The following is a 17,688-nucleotide window of genomic DNA, read 5'->3' as shown; positions in this document are numbered from 1 at the left end:
GCATTTATACTGTACAACCTTTAAAAACTTATACTTTCTGAAAGCAAAAAAGGACTGCAGCAAAGTTACATTTCCTTGGCTGCAATCCCTTTATCATGATGTTACTGTTAAACTCTTGTGATCGGTTTTTTCTTTTTCTGAAAACTTCTTTCCAACGCATTGGCCAAGGTTTTCAGACCCTCTGTAACCAAAATCCTCTCCTCTTCCGTCATATTCAGATAGGCAGCAATTTCATGTTTTTTCATCTCCCGAATCATTTTGCTCGCAAAAATTTCCCCCTCTTCTGTTAATTTTACCAGATTGTTGCGCTGATCAAGGGGCATTTTTTTGCGGGTAATGATTCCCTGCCGCTCCAGCTTATTCATGACAAAAGAAACCGTTTGCTTAGGATAACCAAGGTTTTCCGTTACATTCTTTTGCGTGCATTCATCCTTTTCCATATAAATTTCATGCAAAACAAATAATGTGGTATCCTTGATCCCATGGTCTGCCGCCCACTCATAATACAAATAATCGATGCGATAATAACTGTCATAGTAGCTGTCAATATATGCAAGCATCTTTTCAGTTTCTTTCATCAATATCCTCCAATATACTCCATCTTATTTTAGCTAAAGGAAATACTATTTCTGTTTCAATATTATCTCCCATAATAATATCGTCTTTTTAATTCCTCATAAGCCTGGCAAAAGTTTTAACCCAAATAATATTACCGTTTTTTTGTTGTTACGTCAATTGAACGTAACTTATTTTAATTTATAAGTAGGAGATATATAAAACTCCCCCACTGTTATTCAAGATCCCTATCGCACAAAACAATTATTTTGTAAGGAGTCGTTTGGGCCGGGATACTCCTGGTCACAGGGCCATAAAGAACAATTAAAGTATGGTTTGCAGGACTTTCTGTGAAAATTTGCCCGTTTTCCAGGATGATCCGGGTCCAGGGACCTATGTTTAATTTTAAGGTGCCATCTGAGCTGACCAGTTCTGAGTTAAAATAGTCCACCTTGATACTAAGTCCCGGTCTTAATTTTGCCATTACAAGCGCCCGATATTGGGGCGGATAAATGGCAGGGACAGGTGCATCTAAATCATAAAAGCCGATGACCCAATCTCCTATGCCCATCATGACATGGTTTACAAAGTAAGTTGACGGTGTCACGACAAAATTCACGATCCCTCCCTCCATATCTTGCACAGTCATCATTTTATAACAGCCCCTTGTTTCCTCATCTCCTGTCCAAAAATCATCGATCATAGTGATGAACCCAGAGAAAGACCCGTATCTTATCATTTTGCATCCCCCGTATCTCAATATTTTCTATAGCATATGATTCCATGAGATTTTAGGTTAATAATTGACCGGAGACGCCTTTCGACATATTTCCAATCTGCCCGGTGCTATAATTAGATCTGCGTTATTCTTTTTAAATAACAGCATCAAAATACAAATGATGAGGAGCAACAATCATGACAAATCATGCTATTGAAGAAGTATTAGCCGAGGTAATCAAAATGAGATCCTGGTATGCAAAAGAAGCAAATGCTGAAAACACAGCGATTGCACTTTTTGATGACATCCTGGAAATGTTGGAGTCCGTACTGGATTAAAGTTTTCCTTTGTCCAAATAAAAAAAGAACCACAATTCATAAGAACCATGGGTCTTTTTAGGCGTTTTATGATTTTTGATGATGGTCGTCTTGCAGCAATACATTTTTTGCGTCTGCTATGATATTTTCAATAGACTTTTTATAATCCTCCAGGGTAGAAATCCACGTTTGCAGGCATTCAATACCTTTGTCGGTGATTTTATAGTTTTTCTTCGCGGGACCGGCATCATCAAAGAGCCATTCAGAACAAACCATTCCCCGATCTTCCAAGGTCTTCAACGCTCGATAAACCCCAGTGTTGTCCAATTTTTCGTCATTAAATAAATTCTTTTTCTCCAATTCCTGGATTATCATATATCCATGAAGATCTTGTTGGGCAAGGATTGTTAAAACGTTTGGCTGGATGAGCTTATCAAGGTTATAGCCCCTGCAGGAGCACTTAATGTTTTTATCTATTAGACTTAGTACATTATCAGACATCATAAATCACCTCAATATGAATATACAATGATCACTACTCAATGTCAATGTACCAGATCTTTCTCAGGCCATGATTTCTGCTCATTCTTATACGTCTAATCCCCATGCTCTCATCTGTATGAGCAGTTTCTCACGGTTTGCTTCCTCCATAGGAGTAAGGGGTGATCTGAGATAATCCTTACAGAAACCCATGGCTGCCATCCCCGCTTTTACAGGAATGGGGTTTACCTCTGAAAACAGTGCATTGATAAGAGGATAAAGCTGGCATTGCAATTCAGCGCTGCCGGTAAGATCACCATTGAAGAAACGAGTACAAATCTCCCGTGTCTTTGCCGGCATAATGTTGGAGATTACGGAAATGCCCCCCACTCCACCCAGGGACATCAAAGGCACAATCTGATCATCATTACCGGTATACAAATCCAGCTTGCCGTGTACCAAAGACATGGTTTCCACAATTTTTGAAATATTGCCGTTTGCTTCTTTGATGCCTACGATATTTTCATGTTCAGCTAATTCCGCGTAGGTGGCAGGTTCAATATTCACACCCGTTCTTGAAGGCACGTTGTAAACAATGATAGGCTTTGTACTCTGATCGGCAATTTGAGTAAACATTTTGATTAAACCTTTTTGCGTTGCCTTGTTATAGTATGGGGTGATAATCAGCAGCGCATCCGCACCGGCTGCACAAGCATGCTGGGTAAGGTCCAGAGCATAAGCGGTGTCATTGCTGCCTGTGCCTGCTATGATGGGCACCTTGCCAGCTGCCTGCTGAATGGCAAATTCAATGACTTTTCTGTGTTCATCATCGCTCAGGGTTGAGGACTCACCTGTGGTACCGCAAATCACCAGGGCATCAATTCCTTCTGCAATTTGCCAATCAATTATTTTCCCAAACTGTTCATAATTAACGCCTTGTTCATCCATAGGTGTAATGAGAGCTGTAGCAATGCCTTTAAAAACATTTTTCTTTTTCATTTCCATGCGAGCATCTCCTTTAACTAGAAAATTTAGTTTGCGCCAAGCCTATGGCAGCAGAAGCACTAGTTACTTTCTAAAAGTATAAAAACATAAAAGCAGCTGATCCGAAGTCAGCTGCTAAATTACCTATATGAATATTGCTAATCATACCTGTAATGTAGATAGCTCTCCGCAACTGCGGCAGTTGAACAAATCTTATTTTGTCCCCCCAGCCAATCCACCTGCAATGAAGACCGGCTTCGGCATCGGCACCTTTCCCCAAAACACAGGTCTTGCGTAAACCCGACAACTGTTTTGGCTACTGATTGCATAATGCACCTCTATCTATGATATTAAGTCCTATCATAATCATATCTTCCTATACTTGTCAAGTCCCAAAATCAGTCATTATTTGTAACGCTTCAGACCGGATTCCAAAAAATTCAGCGCCGTCAGCCATACTTTCCAAATAGAAGAGGCCAGCAAAATGCCCGCTGCTATAGCGATAGCCAGAGAGGCCGTATATAAAGACCTGCTAAGAAACTCATCCAGCATGCTATTAACTGCATACTGCATCGAGTAATATAAAGCCCCTCCGGGTACGAGAGGAATAATTGAAGCCGGTAAAAAAGTGGTTGTTGGGGTTTTATTTATGCGGGCGCAGATTTCAGCATAGATGGTCACTGAAAAAGCAGCGATGAAGAATTGAAACGCCTCATGATGCAGCCAATACCCCGCCAAGAGATTGACTGACCAGGATAATAATCCGCCGATCGCCGCATACAGCAGCTTAATCCCCCGAACATTATAAAGCATGGCAAAACCTAGTGCAGCTAGAAAAGCTGTAAAGATTTGAATTATACTCATCATACCAATCTACCTCCAAAAAGGATCTCGGCAAGTCCAAAGCCAAGAGCAATAGATGTTGCTAGTAAAATGGCTTCACTAAATCGCAGCAAGCCGGATATGGTGTCACCGCTGATCATATCCCGAATCGAAGTGGTCAGGGCTAATCCGGGAATCATCAACATGATATTTCCGATTAAAATTTTCTCCAAATTATTGCCAAACCCCCATTGAACAGCGAAAATAGCCACAGCACCAACGGCAAAAGAACAGAAAATATTGATCATAAGTAAATTTTTATCCACTTTTTGGGCAGCATTAACCAAGAATTTTAAAAGCATCCCAATCATGGCAGATGCCAAACCATCGGCCATATTTCCGCCAAAGAAGATGGTGAAAGAACCGGCGACCAAGGCATAAATCAAATAATGAGCATATTGGGAATAAGGTTGCTCCTTGTTGATTTCTTCCAACTCTTTGTCAATATACTCTAAATCCGGTAAGGAGCTGCAAATATTCCGGGATAGCTTGTTCAACTTGTCTAATTTGTTTAAGTTGGTAGCGTACGCCCGAATTCTTCTGCTTTGAGTGAATACTTCACCATTCTCTAAATGCACGGATACCTGGATCACCGACGTAATGGTTAATACATCGACCCTTTTGACCTGATAAGCTATGCACATTCGGCTGATGGAATCCTCGACACGGCTGATTTCAGCTCCGCTGATCAGCATTTGTTCCCCAATATCCAAGATGCGGCTTAATAATTGATTGTTAAACATACAGGGATTCTCCTCGATACAAGCGAATATCTCACTATTATAACAAAATATAAAATAAACGAATACCCTTACGAATTATTTTACATATTTTTAAGTTTCTTTGAATCCAGCATAGCAACTGATCTTGTGAGGTTAACTCCACAGTGCTATAATCGTAGGATAAAAATAAATCTTTTTCAGGAGGACAAGATGAAACAGGATATGATTGTCATTTTGGATTTAGGCAGCCAAATAAACACAGTCATTGCCAGGATGATCCGTGACCTTGGTGTATATAGTGAAATTCATCCCCATGACATTTCATTGGATAAGCTTTCCCAATTACCAAACGTAAAGGGCATCATCATCAACGGGGGCAAAAACAATCTCATTGGCGGAGTCCCAATTGACACAAACCATGCCATCTACGATGCCGGTTATCCGATCCTGGCCGTCAATCATCAGCTGGCCAAGGGTGAAAATAAAAGAGAAAGCTGGCCGGAAACAGAAGCGGAAACCAGGGAAGTGCTAAAATCCTTTCTCTTTGATATCTGCAGGGCAGAAACAAATTGGAATATGAAAAACTTCATTGATGACCAAATCGATCTGATCAAAAAACAAGTGGGTGATAAGAAGGTTTTACTTGCCCTCTCCGGGGGCGTGGACAGCTCCGTTGTCGCTGCCTTACTGATCAAGGCCATCGGCAAACAACTGGTATGCGTTCATGTCAATCATGGTCTGATGCGCAAGGATGAGTCGGAAAGCGTCATTGAAGTATTCAAAAATCAAATGGATGCAAACCTGGTCTACGTTGATGCCAGTGAGCGTTTCCTGAATAAATTGGAAAATATCGCAGATCCCGAGGAAAAAAGAAAAATCATCGGTGCCGAATTTATTCGCGTATTTGAAGAAGAAGCTCGAAAATTGGAAGGTATCGATTTCCTGGCTCAAGGAACAATCTATCCTGATATCGTCGAAAGCGGAACTAAGACGGCCGCTATTGTAAAATCCCATCATAACGTGGGTGGTTTGCCCGAAGACTTAAAATTCGAGCTGGTAGAACCTCTTTTTCATCTCTTTAAGGATGAGGTCAGGGCCTGCGGCCTTGAACTTGGTCTGCCGGAAGAAATGGTGTACCGTCAACCTTTCCCGGGACCGGGACTAGGCGTGCGCTGCCTCGGCGCCATCACCAAGGACCGTCTGGAAGCGGTAAGGGAATCCGATGCTATTTTGCGGGAAGAGTTTAAAATTGCCGGTTTGAATAAAAAGGTATGGCAATATTTTACGATTGTGCCGGACTTTAAATCCGTAGGTATCAAGAATGATGCCCGGAGTTTCGAATATCCTGTTATCATTCGGGCGATTAACACCATTGATGCCATGACTGCCAGTATCGAACAAATTGAATGGCCGATTCTACTGAAAATCACAGACCGGATTTTGAACGAGGTACCCAATGTAAACCGGGTTTGCTATGATTTGAGTCCAAAACCTTGCGCGACAATTGAGTGGGAATAATAAATAAAAACCCTGTAATCCTTGTTTAAACAAGGGGTGCAGGGTTTTTTTAACCAGTGTACCAGTGGGTCAGATGATCCATATGTAATAATCTACCTTCAACTCAAGTCGAACTGACAATTTTTATAATCCCTCTAACTCAATCGGCATGATTGGATGATATTATCCACAAGGGGATATCCCTTCCATCGGAAAGATTGTCTGAAATGAGGAAATATGGTAGACTTTTTATAAGCTGATAATAGAACTGTTGAACGAATCAGAATAGCCCTAATCTTTTACCTGTTACAATACTAAACAAAACAAGAAAAAGCATCAAAGGAAATGATATGAAATGGAGATTGATTTAAATGGGGAACAAATAGCAACCTGGCTGATATTGTTATTAATACTCTATGCTCTGATTTCGGAGAAGATCAGGTTTGATGCCGCAGCCTTTAGCGGATTGCTTTTGCTGGGATTACTTCAGATCGCACCGCCCTCCACCCTTTTTTCCGGTTTCTCATCCCCTGCTCTCTTTACAGTTGCTATTGTCCTGGTTATGAGTGCGGGAATCGTTGAATCTGGCATTCTCAACGGATTTGGCAAAAGCATCGCCAGGAGAATCAAAAAACCAAAAAATCAGATTCTGACACTGCTGCTTGCAACGACAGTGGTTTCGGGATTTGTCAACAACGTGGGCACAGTAGGCATCATGCTCCCTACCTCACAAAGAATGGCCCAAAGAGCTGGATACAGTAAAGCCAATGTTGGCATGGCTTTAGTATATATCACGATTCTCAGCGGTTCGGTAACATTAATCGGAACTGCTTCCAATCTGATCGTTTCCACATTCAGAATGCAATCCTTAGGGGAACCATTTAAAATGTTTGACTTTGCCGCTCATGGACTGGTTATGGTGGGGATTGCTTTTATTATCTTGTTTTTTTGCCAGGTATGCGGCTTTAATTTTGGTCAGGCAACAGCCAACGCCGAAAACAAGCACCTTCCGGAAACCAATGTGCTGCTCATTGAACCTGCATATAAGCGCAATCCCAGAAAAACGAGAATTGTACTCCTAACATTGATACCGGTGATTATACTAACGAGCATTGGGCTGATCCATCCTGCGGTTGGTTTTGGCTTCGTGGTTTTTGTCTGGCCTGGTACCGGGGTCCTTTCATCGACAACTGCTTATGAAAATATCAATATACCCATTATCCTGTTTCTGGGCAGCATGTTAAGCATTGCCAACATCCTGACTGATATCGGCGCACTGCAGACGGTTGCAGACCTTATTCTTCCCCCGGTTCTTTCTTTTCCCCCATTTTTACTGATTCTGTCTGTCTTATTTGTCACCGCATTGGTTTCAAATTTTGTCGATAACTCGGTTTCAGCAGTACTGATGTCGCCCTTGGTAATTCAGCTTTACCAAACAGGAGCTGTTGCTGTCACTGCCGATGCCTTGCTCATGGCGGTTGCTGCCGGAGCCAGTCTTGCTATCGTTATTCCAACCCATCAGGCAACCCTGGTGGTTATGAACAGTACCGGGTTCTCCCGAAAGAGTTTTATTAAAACCGGTCTTATGATTGCCTTGGCAGCAGGTATTTGCGCTGCCTTGGTGATCAATATCGTCTGGAATTGATCAGAAACTAAAGTGAGGGCAAAAAAAGAAATGCAACGATTGTCCCAGATAGGATGGGCAACATTATGAGGAGGTGGTGTAGTTGAATTTGATCAGTACAATTTTTGTTGAGCCCTGGCCTTGGTGGCTGGGCGGAATCTTCATTGGTCTCCTGGTACCCGCCATGTATTATTTTTTGAACACTGCCCTTGGTGTCTCCTCAGGTTTTGGTAACCTGGTCAAATTATTTGTCCCTAAGACCAAGCTGAAGTGGTTGAACACACCAGCTTATGCCCGGATATTCAACTGGAGATTCTTTTTCCTAGCGGGCATCGTGATTGGCGCCTTTATTTCAGCCCGGACCGCAGGGTTAAGTCTTGTGACGCCCGAAATGGGTCTCTTTACGAAAACTCTCCCATGGCCTTTTGCTCTAAGTGCTCTATGGTTTCTCTCCGGCGGCATCCTCTTAGGAGTGGGAGCACGTATTGCGGGAGGGTGCACTTCCGGCCACAGCATCCATGGCCTGGCAAACTTTCATCTGTCCAGCCTGTTGGCGACGGTATCCTTTTTAATTGCCGGAACGATCACGGTTTACCTGCTTAGATTGCTGGTTTTGGGGGTGATTTAATGTCCAGGAAAATAGCTTTTCTCCTATTTGGAACCGTATTCGGCTTTGCTTTAAGCAGAGTTGGTGCTTCCGATTATGATCTTATTTACGCGATGTTCAGCGGCCAGGATTTTAAACTGGCTCTAGTCATCATCACTGCCATCGTCACTGCTGCCATCGGGATGAAAATCCTGGCCTTGGCCGGGAATAAAGGGTTTCGCGGACAGGAAATCACCGTCAGTAAGAAACCATTGAATAAGTACAATATTTATGGCGGACTCATTTTTGGCACCGGTTGGGCCATGTCAGGCGCTTGTCCGGGCACCGCACTGGCCCAGGTCGGAGAGGGTAAATTATTAGGGCTGTTTACCATGCTCGGTATCATCATCGGAACTTATTTATATGCCCTGATCTCTAAAAACAACCCTAATATTTAACATTTAAATCTTCACTCCCTCAAAAACAACAAGCCCCCCGCTGAAGCAGTCTCCTTGGGGGGCTTTAAGTTAAGCTTTAAGTTAATAAGTGACAACCGGGGTGCCCGGCTCAATATGCCGGAAGATCTCCTTAGATACATGATGGGGTGTATTTACACAACCATGAGAACCATTGGTCTTGTATATGGAAGATCCAAATCTGCTTCTCCAGGTGGCATCATGGATCCCGATTCCTCCGTCAAAGGGCATCCAATAGTCTACGGGCACAGCGTAATCGGGACCCTTCAGAACCACATTTCTTGATTTATATTTCAAGCGATAAACTCCTGTCCGGGTGGCGTGATTTTTACTTTCATTCCCCGACACAATATCTCCATCCACGATTAAAGAGCCGTCTTTATAGAACCAGATATGCTGTTCTTCCAGGGATATTTCTACATAGGTATTTCCGATATCATTTTGCCCTAAATCACCTGGATTTTTTTCTGAATCATTACCCCCGTCCTTTTCCCCTTGAGGAAAAACAATCTGATTAAATAAGGGCTCTTTTGTGACATTCTCCCCTTTGGGAATGACAGACATCAAATAGTGGTTTTCTTGCTCCTTATCAAGTGCCATGCCGTAATCACCGCCGCTGACTTCGATCCTTTCTCCTGGGGATGTGACAAATGATCTGGTCTTGCCGGTGGTATTAAAGGTCTGAGCCAGCTCATTGATAAAATCCCACATCATTTCTTCGTTCACATTAATATTGAGATTTTCATCTACGGTCAGCCATTGGTTGATCCGGGAGCCGTCTAAGGTTTTTTCACAATCTCCACTGGAATAAATAATTTTTGTTGCGATATATTTCTTAAGGGTATCATTAGTTGCTATGATTTCAGGGGACTGGGCATCATACTGGGGCTTGAAATAACAATTCCTTGCTTCCAAATCAACTTCTGCCTCCATCTTACTGATGGCGACAGCCGCAACTGACTGTAAAATTTTCTGATCCACTTTTTTGCCCAGGGCACCGTCAATAATTACATAGGTGCTGTCTGCGTATTTAAAAGTAGGATTTGCCGGTTCAACAATATTGACCGGTTGAACACAAGAAAGTTGATCTATCATTTCATCCAGCAGTTTCTCGTCATATTTTAAAGCAATAGTCTTGTTGTGGGATTCTTCTCCCGCAAAAAATGATCCGACCCACTTAAAACCCTTCTGGCTGTCAAAAATCTTTTTAATTTCCTCATCCGGAATATTCTCCAAGCCTACATCAGCCGCCTTTATTTGTTCATTCCTTCCATCCCGCTCCTTGATGTTTAACGTATACTCCTTAACTTTAGCCGTCATGATCATTTTTGCTTCCTCTAGAGTCTTTCCGGAAACATTGATTCCATTGATTTCAGTACGAAAATAAAAGTGCTGGGTATAGTATCGTGCCATGCCAAAATAAACCAAAAGAAAAGTTACAAGGATTATTATCCCCGCGATAAGAAATTTTCGTTTGTTTATTACCAGCTCTTTGATTTTTGTTTTTAAGGGGTGTCCGACGTTTTCTTCTTCAGGCTGCGCTGCTTCTGCTTCAGCTTCTGATGATTCCGGGATTTTTTCCGGAATTGTTTCCGCCCTTGCCTCCTCCGACTCCAAAGGTGTTTCAGTCAGCTCTTCTGATGGAATTTCTGCAGGATTTTCCAAATCCTTATCCAGGTGGCTCACCTCTTTTTCCACTTAGAAATGGTTGATTTTTCATTCCTACCACGCATTGTATGTGTCGACAGCTGTAATTAAAACCACTATTTTCAGGTCCAAGCTGATTTTATTGTTATTTACTATTTACAGCGGATTAGTGGCAAGCTCTCATTTGCTTTCATATTATAATTAGAACCACAAAATATGAAGGAGCTGTTACATGATGAAAGAGCCAATTAAGCTGACTCTTTGTCAGAAGGGATGTTGTCCAACCATAGAATTTAATCCTGATGCAAATCTGGTAATCATTAAAGATGATTTCGGCGGCAAAGTATCTTTGACAAATGATCAGTTTAAGATTCTGTTAGAAGAATATCTGCATCGCGAAGGTGATTTGTAATGATATTCCAAATATTATTGGTCTTAAGCATCCGTTTTTTCTTGTTTGATTTTGTCTTGTTTAAAAATGTCAGAACCTATCTTAGTACAAAAGGTTATGTATTTTGGAAACTTCTTAGCTGTCCTTTTTGCCAGGGCTTTTGGTGCGGCTTGGGCGTCTTCCTCGTATTCCATCCATTCGCCTTTAAACTTAGCTTTTTACTGTCTATGCTTAGTTTCGGCTTTGTCACCGCATATCTCAGTCTGATGACGATTGCGATATTCTATCCCTTGATTGATCAGTTTGAGGACAAGTACACACCTTTTGACAGCCGCAAATAATATCCGCAGATCATATGAAAATGGAACACATGTCCCACTCAGAAAGTTCCCCGGCATAAAAAAGCCACGAAAGGGCGCATCATAAACGCCCAATCGTGGCTATCTCATTTTAGAAATAAACAAAGATATTTACCGCTTCGCTTCCATTCAGGAACATTCTTCGGATTTATCAGATTTACTTTATAGGCACAATCTCAACTGAGCCCCATAGGGCCATCTTATCATCTTTAATTAACACGATGCCACTGATACCTTTTATCTTTCGGATAAATTTAATGGTCGCATCAAAATCTTCCGGAGTATTGACCAGGTTTCCTGCTGCAGTGGCAGCTGCATCTGATAAAAATACCGATTTAGCTAAAATAATAGCCGCATCAGCCTGACCAAAGCTTAAAGACGGCCCCACCGTACCGGAGGAGGTGCAGATTCCTAAAGGAGTCTTATAGGAGGGAATTTTTATCCCGATACGATTACTAAAAGGTGACTTACCGGCAAATATCCCCACTGTTCTCGTTTGAGCAGATTTCAGATAAATATCTCCTCCGTTTTCCACAATCACTTCCCGAGAAAACTGACCCACATACTCCCCTACCATCTGGGCAAATCCCCCGGCAACAGCTGCCATAGGTCCCACACCGGCCATATTGGCATACTTAGCCATACTGACTGCCAGCTCCGGTGCCTCCGGGCGAACAAGATGGGGCGTAAGACTGGTAAAGAATACAGGATCACTTTTAATATATTCTTCTAACTCATTACGCAGCAAAAATGTATATTGAGTAACCGTATCTTCTATTTCCGGATGATAGTCTTCTGCTCTAAGGGAAATTAACAAATCCGTTTCTTTTATTTTTATATTGAAGGTTTTTAAATTCGATATAACATCATTCCGATAGATTCGATCCACATACATTTCTGCACACCCTTTGACGCAAGTTCTTAATTTGCTAAGTGGTTAAAAATACAGTTCCATAGCTTTTACGGGGCAGCTTTTTACACATATTTCACATACCACACATTTTTCCCCATCAAAGCTTATGGTCATTTCCGGTCTGTTTAATGTCAACGCATGGGTAGGACAAACCCCAGTGCAATGCCCGCATTCAATGCATTTTGCTTCATTTCTAACGACCTTCTCATTCAGGGCATCTATGGTTACACCTAAAGAGTTCAGAAATTCCAGGCCTGCCGCATATTGCAAATCTTCTCCCTGAATTTCCACGACCAGGTAACCCTCTTTCTGAGGGTTAATTTCCGCTTTTAAGATATTAGGAATTAATCCATAATCTTTTATTAATGAATATATAATCGGTTGATCAACGATCTTCGCGTTCAACCTAAGTACTACTTTTTTAGATACGGTCATAAGTGTGAGCCTCCTACTTGATTATTAACGGGTTGATTTTAATATCATCTTCAACGGAAGGTAATTTTTCTACCGGTTGGGTTAAGAGAAACTTACCATTATTAATCCAATCTTTTAGTGTTTCTGCGATCTTTTTCGCTTTTGGATAACTGGACATCGGGGCAGTTTTTACTTCTTTGCCCTGAATTTCAATTTTTCCGGATTTTAATTGGGCATAGCTGACTAAACCCAAATTACCAGGTTCTGCATTAGGATAATTTGTTCCGTAATCAACCACCGGGGCAAAAATATCTTCGTCTGTCACCAAGGTATATTCCAGAATTTCTTCATTCAAAATAGGTATGGGTATCCCCACCCCAACCGCCAGGCTCGCCCCATATCCAAGGATACTTAATCCTCTTAACCATTCCGGGCTCATCTGTTTTAAATCACCCATTAAAGCCAATGTCCCCGCCCCGCCGGTAGGAATTCCCTTATCCGTTCTCTCTTCTGACGGGCTGTGCTGGGTCCCGTGCCAGGCAATATAGCCGATCCCGCCGCCTAAAAAGATTCTCGTTCCAATCCCAATCGTCCGATAATAAGGATCATTCATTAAGGGACTTAGCTGTCCAGCACAGGAATAATTGGCATTCATCATATGAGGTCTCAGTACGCCCATATAAGTATAAATCGTTTTATCGGTTGTGTTAATCCCCACATTATAGTTTTGATATGCATTGCGGGGATTAAACAAAAGCGCATAGTTTAAATCATGAATCGTTATGGTCGTCTCCAGTTTTTTTCTTGGGTAACAATCGGTACCGTAAGCTGTCGCTTCAAGTTTTACCGGTTTTCCGCTTACCAAATCCTCAAGAACATGTCCGCCCCCATAGTTAAAGTTGCCCGGGTGTACTTTATTGCAAGGATCATCATCAGGTAATTCCGTAGCCCCAATATAAGCATCTACGGCTGCAATCCCTCCATATGCGGAAACCCCATTTAACCAAACCTTCTGCATTTTCATTTTGGGCTTGGAGTGACCAAAATTAAGGAAAGCTCCGGAAGAACACATGGCACCAAAGGTACCTGTAGTCACTACATCAACCTTAGCAGCCGCACTGCTGATGCCCTCTTCCTTGGCCAGGTCAATAATTTCTTCTGCAGTAACTACTACGGCCTTGCCTTTTTTTATTTTCTCATTAATCTCTTCATAGGTTTTTGTCACTGACATTAAATATCCCTTCCCATCTCCCCAGATTGCTATAATGAAACTAAATACCTCTTCTACCTTAAACCCCTTCTTTGTTCACGATTCAGACCTTCCGTTGATTCATTAAATAATATTGTCAATTCTTGGTTAAATTCTTTATATAATGAAGGATATTTCTTCTTAATTCGTAGTATTCCATGAGCTATATTTTCTTTCATCAATTCCCATTCCTCCATCAGTTCGTGAGGGTAATCACCTAAAAATTCCTCATAATCTTCTGGAGTAGAATGCCTTTCAATAAACATTCCTACAATCTTTATTTGGACATACGGAAATAACTCCTGGTCTTTTGATGATTGTTTTAACTCCATATCTAATCGGGCAATTGACTGAATTTCTTCCTTACGCTCCTTGATGAATAGATCTTTTTTGAAAATTTGACTAGCTAACTGCATAATAACATCCGCTGCTCGATAACGATTTGCCTCTACGTACGACTCTGCTTCTTCCAATAAATGATCCTTAAGGATGGCCAAATCTTCTTCATCGTTGATTGTTTTTGATAGTTTGCGGAAATAACTTTGAATCTTGGAAATTTCCCCCCATTTTTCTAATGCAATGCCCGTATTTAACCAAAGTAACAAAATTTCTAAATCCTCAATAGTTAAATTATCTATCGGTGGCAGGGCATTTTTAAGTTCTTTCCATCCTTCTGGAAGATCCCGTGAGTCCAAAAATGCCATTGCGCGAAGTTTATGGTAATTCTCTAAATCTGTGATACATTCTTTGTTTTTTTCCAGTGCAGCCAATGCCTCATCATAATAGCCCTCTGAATAGAGCATCTTGAACTGAATAAATAATACATATTGCTTTTCGGCAATATCACATGTTTCCAAGATTTTATTAAAAATACGATTAAATTCCTCAATATTTTCCATATCTAAGAATAATTCCGCCTGCTCTAGTCTAACAGCAGTATTATCTGGTTCTATTTCCAGCACATAGTCTACTAGCTCCATTGCTTTTTGGTATTCCCCTGTGGATCTTAAAAACATAACATCATCCATCGTCTTTTCAAGTTTATCCCCATATTTACGTAACATATCATATTGTTTGCGCTTATTAACATCCTTTAGTGTTTCATAAGCTCTTCTGATCTCCTGGAATTCTTCTGGATGTGTTTCAGGGGGAAACTCTCTTAGTTTCTCGATATATTTCTCCTTAATTCTATCCTGACCAATATTAGACCGGGTGCCCAATATTTTATATAAATTTTCGGCATTCTTTTTTTTGGTTTTTCTCTTTTGTGTTCCCCCTGTCATCTTTTCAACTCCTATAACTCTAAATCTATCATAAAATCTATTGTCTCTTCAATGATAGCTTGTAAGCTATCTTCATTTTCATCCCCTATTGCCTCTTGAAGGCCTAGGATTAATTTATTAGCTTGCTTTTGTTGTCTTTCATCCATATTATTTTTCAAGGTATTTAAATCATTGATATGGGTCTTAGCTTCCTCAGTCAAGGATTCCCATGTATATTCATCATCTAAATTAAAGATCTCTTCAATATCATCCAAATCTTCAAAATCCTCAATTTCTTTATCTTCTTCATGATAAAGGGATTTTATCTTCTCCATACTGTCTTCTAAAGTTTTTTGCGAATCACGGTTTAGGGCATCTTGAACCGTAACTGTCATATCTTTTCCGGTTGAAATACATTTAGCATTAACTTCTAATATCCCATTAAGGTTATACCTGAATTTAACTTCTATAACTTCCTCACCGGCATTAGCGGCTGGAATGCCTTCCAACAGAAATTCTCCTAATTTATAATTGTTTTTAACCCATTCATGCTCTCCCTGATATATCTCGATGGACACACTGGTTTGTCCATCATATGTGGTCGTGTATTCTTCACTTCGGGTTACAGGTATAGTTGTATTTTTTGGTATAATTATTGCAAAACCACCAGGTCTAAAATTTGATAATCCCCATTCCTTCATGACAGCAATCCCCATAGAAAACGGTGCTACATCTGTAGCTATCAGCCCGCTTTTTGATAGTACTCCTGATTTTAGTCCCGCCTGAACAGCAGCACCTAATGCCACTGTTTCATCAGGGTTAATATCGTTCTTGGGATTTTTACCAAAAAGATTCGAAATCAATTCAAATACCCTGGGGATTCTGGTTGATCCCCCCACAAGCAGTATTTCATCTATATCTGCAGCAGAAAGGTCTGCATCTTTTAAAACCTCTTGTGTTAGATCTATCGTTCCTTGAAGTAAATCATCAATTAAATTAATAAATTCTCCGCGATGAATTCTGGTATTTAAACCGATAGGTTGGTTATCCTTTACCATTACCACTGGTATAACCACTTGAACACTTTCCTCTGAAGAGAGTTTAATCTTAATGTTTTCTGCCTCATGTTTTAATAAAGCTTTTGCCCGGAGATCATCTTTAGGATCTATATTGTGCTCATCTATTACTTTCTGGGCAAGCCAGTCCACAAGCCGCCAGTCAAAATCCTCTCCGCCTAAGAAATTATTTCCTGTAGAGGCTTTAACCTCCAATATCCCACTCATCAATTCTACAACAGATACATCAAAGGTTCCCCCGCCCAAGTCATAAACAAGGATATAGCCATCTTTTTTTAAATTGTCCAAACCATAAGCTAAAGCTGCTGCTGTTGGTTCATTTATAATACGCTCAACGAAAAACCCTGCTAACTCCCCGGCTTGCTTCGTAGCTCGTCGTTGGGCATCCGTAAAATAAGAAGGTACTGTAATTACTGCTTCCTTTTCTCCTTCTCCATATAAATCATCGACACTCTTTTTTAATTCCTTCAAAATCAATGCGGACACTTCTTGGGGTAATAGGTTTCTACCGGCGATATGAATCAGATCAGCTGAACCCATCCTCCTTTTAACTGCTGCAACTGTGCGTTCCGGCATAGCAACCAGTGAATCCAAGGCATCCTGACCGACTACAACATTATCCTCCAAATCGATTAGTACTACAGAAGGGAGAATTCTTTCACCTTTAAGAGTTTTTAATATCTGGGGTTTCCTGTCATAAATATAACCTATAGCAGAATTTGTTGTTCCTAAATCTATGCCTACAATGGGACGAAATCCATTTTCTATGGGATTACTATTGTTCATAAGCTCCTGTTCTCTCCTTTTCTTCGATCGTAATAACTTTTGCTTTTCTCAATAAAGTCCCATCTTGAAGGATAAAACCTCTTTGCAATACATTAACAACTTCATAAGGCAAATAATCTTTGTTAATCTCCCTTTTCTTTGTACCCACAGATTCGGCTACTTCATGATTAAAGGTCTTTCCTAAAATATCGATCTCATATATGCTTAACATTTTTAACGATTCTACAATTTGTTTTTGCCAGCTTTTCAATACCTGAAGCCAGTATTCCTGCTCATGTCCATCAATTTTTTCGCAAATTAAATCAATATCATCTAACCACTGAATAATTCTTTCTAAAATAAAGTTTCTTTCCTTAAAAAAACTATCCTTCTCACGCTCAAATTCTAAATATTTCTCACAATAATCTATACTTTCAGTTATTCTTTCATTAACTTGATTTAATTTCTTTAAGATCTCCTGGGAAGACTTATACTCCAATCTTAACGATTTTTGAATTGCCTCCTCGTTATTTTCTAATTGGTGATTTATCCCTTCCAATTTATTATCTATTTTATTCTCTATTTTTTTTAAATCCTCTTCAACTTTATCAGATTTTCTGATTATTTGAGAGATTTCTTCTTTCAATGATACTAACGTATGCTCTTCATCAACTTTCTTTTTATTTTCCCAAAACCTCCAACCCATGATGTTCCTCCCTCTATAGCTGATACAGTATCACCACTGATCGTATCACGAATCAAGGTTGTGAA

The 17,688-nt window shown here is 40.6% G+C and carries 20 protein-coding genes and 1 riboswitch; of the genes, 7 read left to right on the top strand and 13 right to left on the bottom strand.

Annotation, left to right across the window (positions count from 1 at the left end; all coding sequences use genetic code 11):
• Window positions 1-107 precede the first annotated feature (107 nt).
• Together CEQ75_RS07280 and CEQ75_RS07275 are read right to left on the bottom strand one after the other, a co-directional pair.
• Entirely contained in the window at window positions 108-578 is a 471-nt protein-coding gene (locus CEQ75_RS07280) for a MarR family winged helix-turn-helix transcriptional regulator (RefSeq protein WP_089609742.1), read from the bottom strand.
• Between the two features lie 212 nt (window positions 579-790).
• Window positions 791-1,294, bottom strand: coding sequence for a hypothetical protein (locus CEQ75_RS07275; protein ID WP_089609741.1), 504 nt, complete (start codon window positions 1,292-1,294; stop codon window positions 791-793).
• Between the two features lie 176 nt (window positions 1,295-1,470).
• Here CEQ75_RS07275 and CEQ75_RS18285 point away from each other — a divergent pair, with 176 nt between their 5' ends.
• Complete coding sequence (locus CEQ75_RS18285; RefSeq protein WP_157677362.1) at window positions 1,471-1,611, top strand: hypothetical protein; 141 nt, start codon at window positions 1,471-1,473, stop codon at window positions 1,609-1,611.
• A 66-nt stretch (window positions 1,612-1,677) separates the two neighbouring features.
• Here CEQ75_RS18285 and CEQ75_RS07270 read toward each other — a convergent pair whose 3' ends face one another.
• The 4 genes from CEQ75_RS07270 to CEQ75_RS07255 form a co-directional block, all read right to left on the bottom strand.
• The gene (locus CEQ75_RS07270; protein WP_242965398.1) at window positions 1,678-2,094 is read right to left on the bottom strand and encodes a PadR family transcriptional regulator; all 417 of its coding nucleotides are present in this window, start codon (window positions 2,092-2,094) and stop codon (window positions 1,678-1,680) included.
• 84 nt (window positions 2,095-2,178) lie between these two features.
• The gene (gene dapA, locus CEQ75_RS07265; protein WP_089612539.1) at window positions 2,179-3,069 is read right to left on the bottom strand and encodes a 4-hydroxy-tetrahydrodipicolinate synthase; all 891 of its coding nucleotides are present in this window, start codon (window positions 3,067-3,069) and stop codon (window positions 2,179-2,181) included.
• 157 nt (window positions 3,070-3,226) lie between these two features.
• A riboswitch (Lysine riboswitch) is annotated at window positions 3,227-3,403 on the bottom strand.
• A 56-nt stretch (window positions 3,404-3,459) separates the two neighbouring features.
• Complete coding sequence (locus tag CEQ75_RS07260; RefSeq protein ID WP_089609739.1) at window positions 3,460-3,921, bottom strand: threonine/serine exporter family protein; 462 nt, start codon at window positions 3,919-3,921, stop codon at window positions 3,460-3,462.
• Window positions 3,918-4,679, bottom strand: coding sequence for a threonine/serine exporter family protein (locus CEQ75_RS07255; protein WP_089609738.1), 762 nt, complete (start codon window positions 4,677-4,679; stop codon window positions 3,918-3,920). Before CEQ75_RS07255 ends, CEQ75_RS07260 begins: the two co-directional genes overlap by 4 nt.
• Window positions 4,680-4,868: 189 nt before the next feature.
• Between CEQ75_RS07255 and guaA the strand changes: the two genes are divergently transcribed.
• The 4 genes from guaA (at window position 4,869) to CEQ75_RS07235 (ending at window position 8,823) form a co-directional block, all read left to right on the top strand.
• Window positions 4,869-6,176, top strand: a complete 1,308-nt coding sequence (gene guaA / locus CEQ75_RS07250) for a glutamine-hydrolyzing GMP synthase (RefSeq protein ID WP_089609737.1) — start codon at window positions 4,869-4,871, stop codon at window positions 6,174-6,176.
• Between the two features lie 334 nt (window positions 6,177-6,510).
• Window positions 6,511-7,800, top strand: coding sequence for an SLC13 family permease (locus CEQ75_RS07245; protein ID WP_089609736.1), 1,290 nt, complete (start codon window positions 6,511-6,513; stop codon window positions 7,798-7,800).
• 82 nt (window positions 7,801-7,882) lie between these two features.
• Complete coding sequence (locus CEQ75_RS07240) at window positions 7,883-8,407, top strand: YeeE/YedE family protein (protein ID WP_089609735.1); 525 nt, start codon at window positions 7,883-7,885, stop codon at window positions 8,405-8,407.
• The gene (locus tag CEQ75_RS07235; RefSeq protein ID WP_089609734.1) at window positions 8,407-8,823 is read left to right on the top strand and encodes a DUF6691 family protein; all 417 of its coding nucleotides are present in this window, start codon (window positions 8,407-8,409) and stop codon (window positions 8,821-8,823) included. Before CEQ75_RS07240 ends, CEQ75_RS07235 begins: the two co-directional genes overlap by 1 nt.
• Before the next feature lie 81 nt (window positions 8,824-8,904).
• On the opposite strand, the gene CEQ75_RS07230 is transcribed toward CEQ75_RS07235, so the two are convergent.
• A complete protein-coding gene (locus CEQ75_RS07230; protein ID WP_157677361.1) occupies window positions 8,905-10,527 on the bottom strand; it encodes a L,D-transpeptidase family protein in 1,623 nt (540 codons plus the stop codon).
• Between the two features lie 193 nt (window positions 10,528-10,720).
• Here CEQ75_RS07230 and CEQ75_RS07225 point away from each other — a divergent pair, with 193 nt between their 5' ends.
• Window positions 10,721-10,900 carry a hypothetical protein gene (locus tag CEQ75_RS07225; RefSeq protein WP_089609732.1) on the top strand — a complete coding sequence of 60 codons (180 nt, stop codon included), beginning with the start codon at window positions 10,721-10,723 and terminating at the stop codon, window positions 10,898-10,900.
• Window positions 10,900-11,220, top strand: a complete 321-nt coding sequence (locus CEQ75_RS07220; RefSeq protein WP_089609731.1) for a DUF1360 domain-containing protein — start codon at window positions 10,900-10,902, stop codon at window positions 11,218-11,220. Before CEQ75_RS07225 ends, CEQ75_RS07220 begins: the two co-directional genes overlap by 1 nt.
• 175 nt (window positions 11,221-11,395) lie before the next feature.
• On the opposite strand, the gene CEQ75_RS07215 is transcribed toward CEQ75_RS07220, so the two are convergent.
• The 6 genes from CEQ75_RS07215 to CEQ75_RS07190 are packed head-to-tail and all read right to left on the bottom strand — an operon-like array spanning window position 11,396 to window position 17,623.
• On the bottom strand, window positions 11,396-12,133 hold the full coding sequence (locus CEQ75_RS07215) for a UPF0280 family protein (RefSeq protein WP_089609730.1): 738 nt from the start codon (window positions 12,131-12,133) through the stop codon (window positions 11,396-11,398).
• Window positions 12,134-12,175: 42 nt separating this feature from the next.
• A complete protein-coding gene (locus CEQ75_RS07210) occupies window positions 12,176-12,586 on the bottom strand; it encodes an NIL domain-containing protein (RefSeq protein ID WP_089609729.1) in 411 nt (136 codons plus the stop codon).
• 13 nt (window positions 12,587-12,599) lie between these two features.
• The gene (locus CEQ75_RS07205) at window positions 12,600-13,796 is read right to left on the bottom strand and encodes a homocysteine biosynthesis protein (protein ID WP_089609728.1); all 1,197 of its coding nucleotides are present in this window, start codon (window positions 13,794-13,796) and stop codon (window positions 12,600-12,602) included.
• 53 nt (window positions 13,797-13,849) lie between these two features.
• Window positions 13,850-15,097, bottom strand: a complete 1,248-nt coding sequence (locus tag CEQ75_RS07200) for a DnaJ domain-containing protein (protein WP_089609727.1) — start codon at window positions 15,095-15,097, stop codon at window positions 13,850-13,852.
• Window positions 15,098-15,108: 11 nt separating this feature from the next.
• On the bottom strand, window positions 15,109-16,938 hold the full coding sequence (locus CEQ75_RS07195) for an Hsp70 family protein (RefSeq protein WP_089609726.1): 1,830 nt from the start codon (window positions 16,936-16,938) through the stop codon (window positions 15,109-15,111).
• Window positions 16,928-17,623: a nucleotide exchange factor GrpE gene (locus CEQ75_RS07190; protein ID WP_089609725.1), complete on the bottom strand. Its 696-nt coding sequence runs from the start codon at window positions 17,621-17,623 to the stop codon at window positions 16,928-16,930. Before CEQ75_RS07190 ends, CEQ75_RS07195 begins: the two co-directional genes overlap by 11 nt.
• Window positions 17,624-17,688 lie beyond the last annotated feature (65 nt).

It is taken from the genome of Dehalobacterium formicoaceticum (genome assembly GCF_002224645.1).
Lineage (GTDB): Bacteria > Bacillota > Dehalobacteriia > Dehalobacteriales > Dehalobacteriaceae > Dehalobacterium > Dehalobacterium formicoaceticum.
Note: the sequence above shows the minus strand (reverse complement) of the source record. Positions and strands in the feature narration are given on the sequence as shown.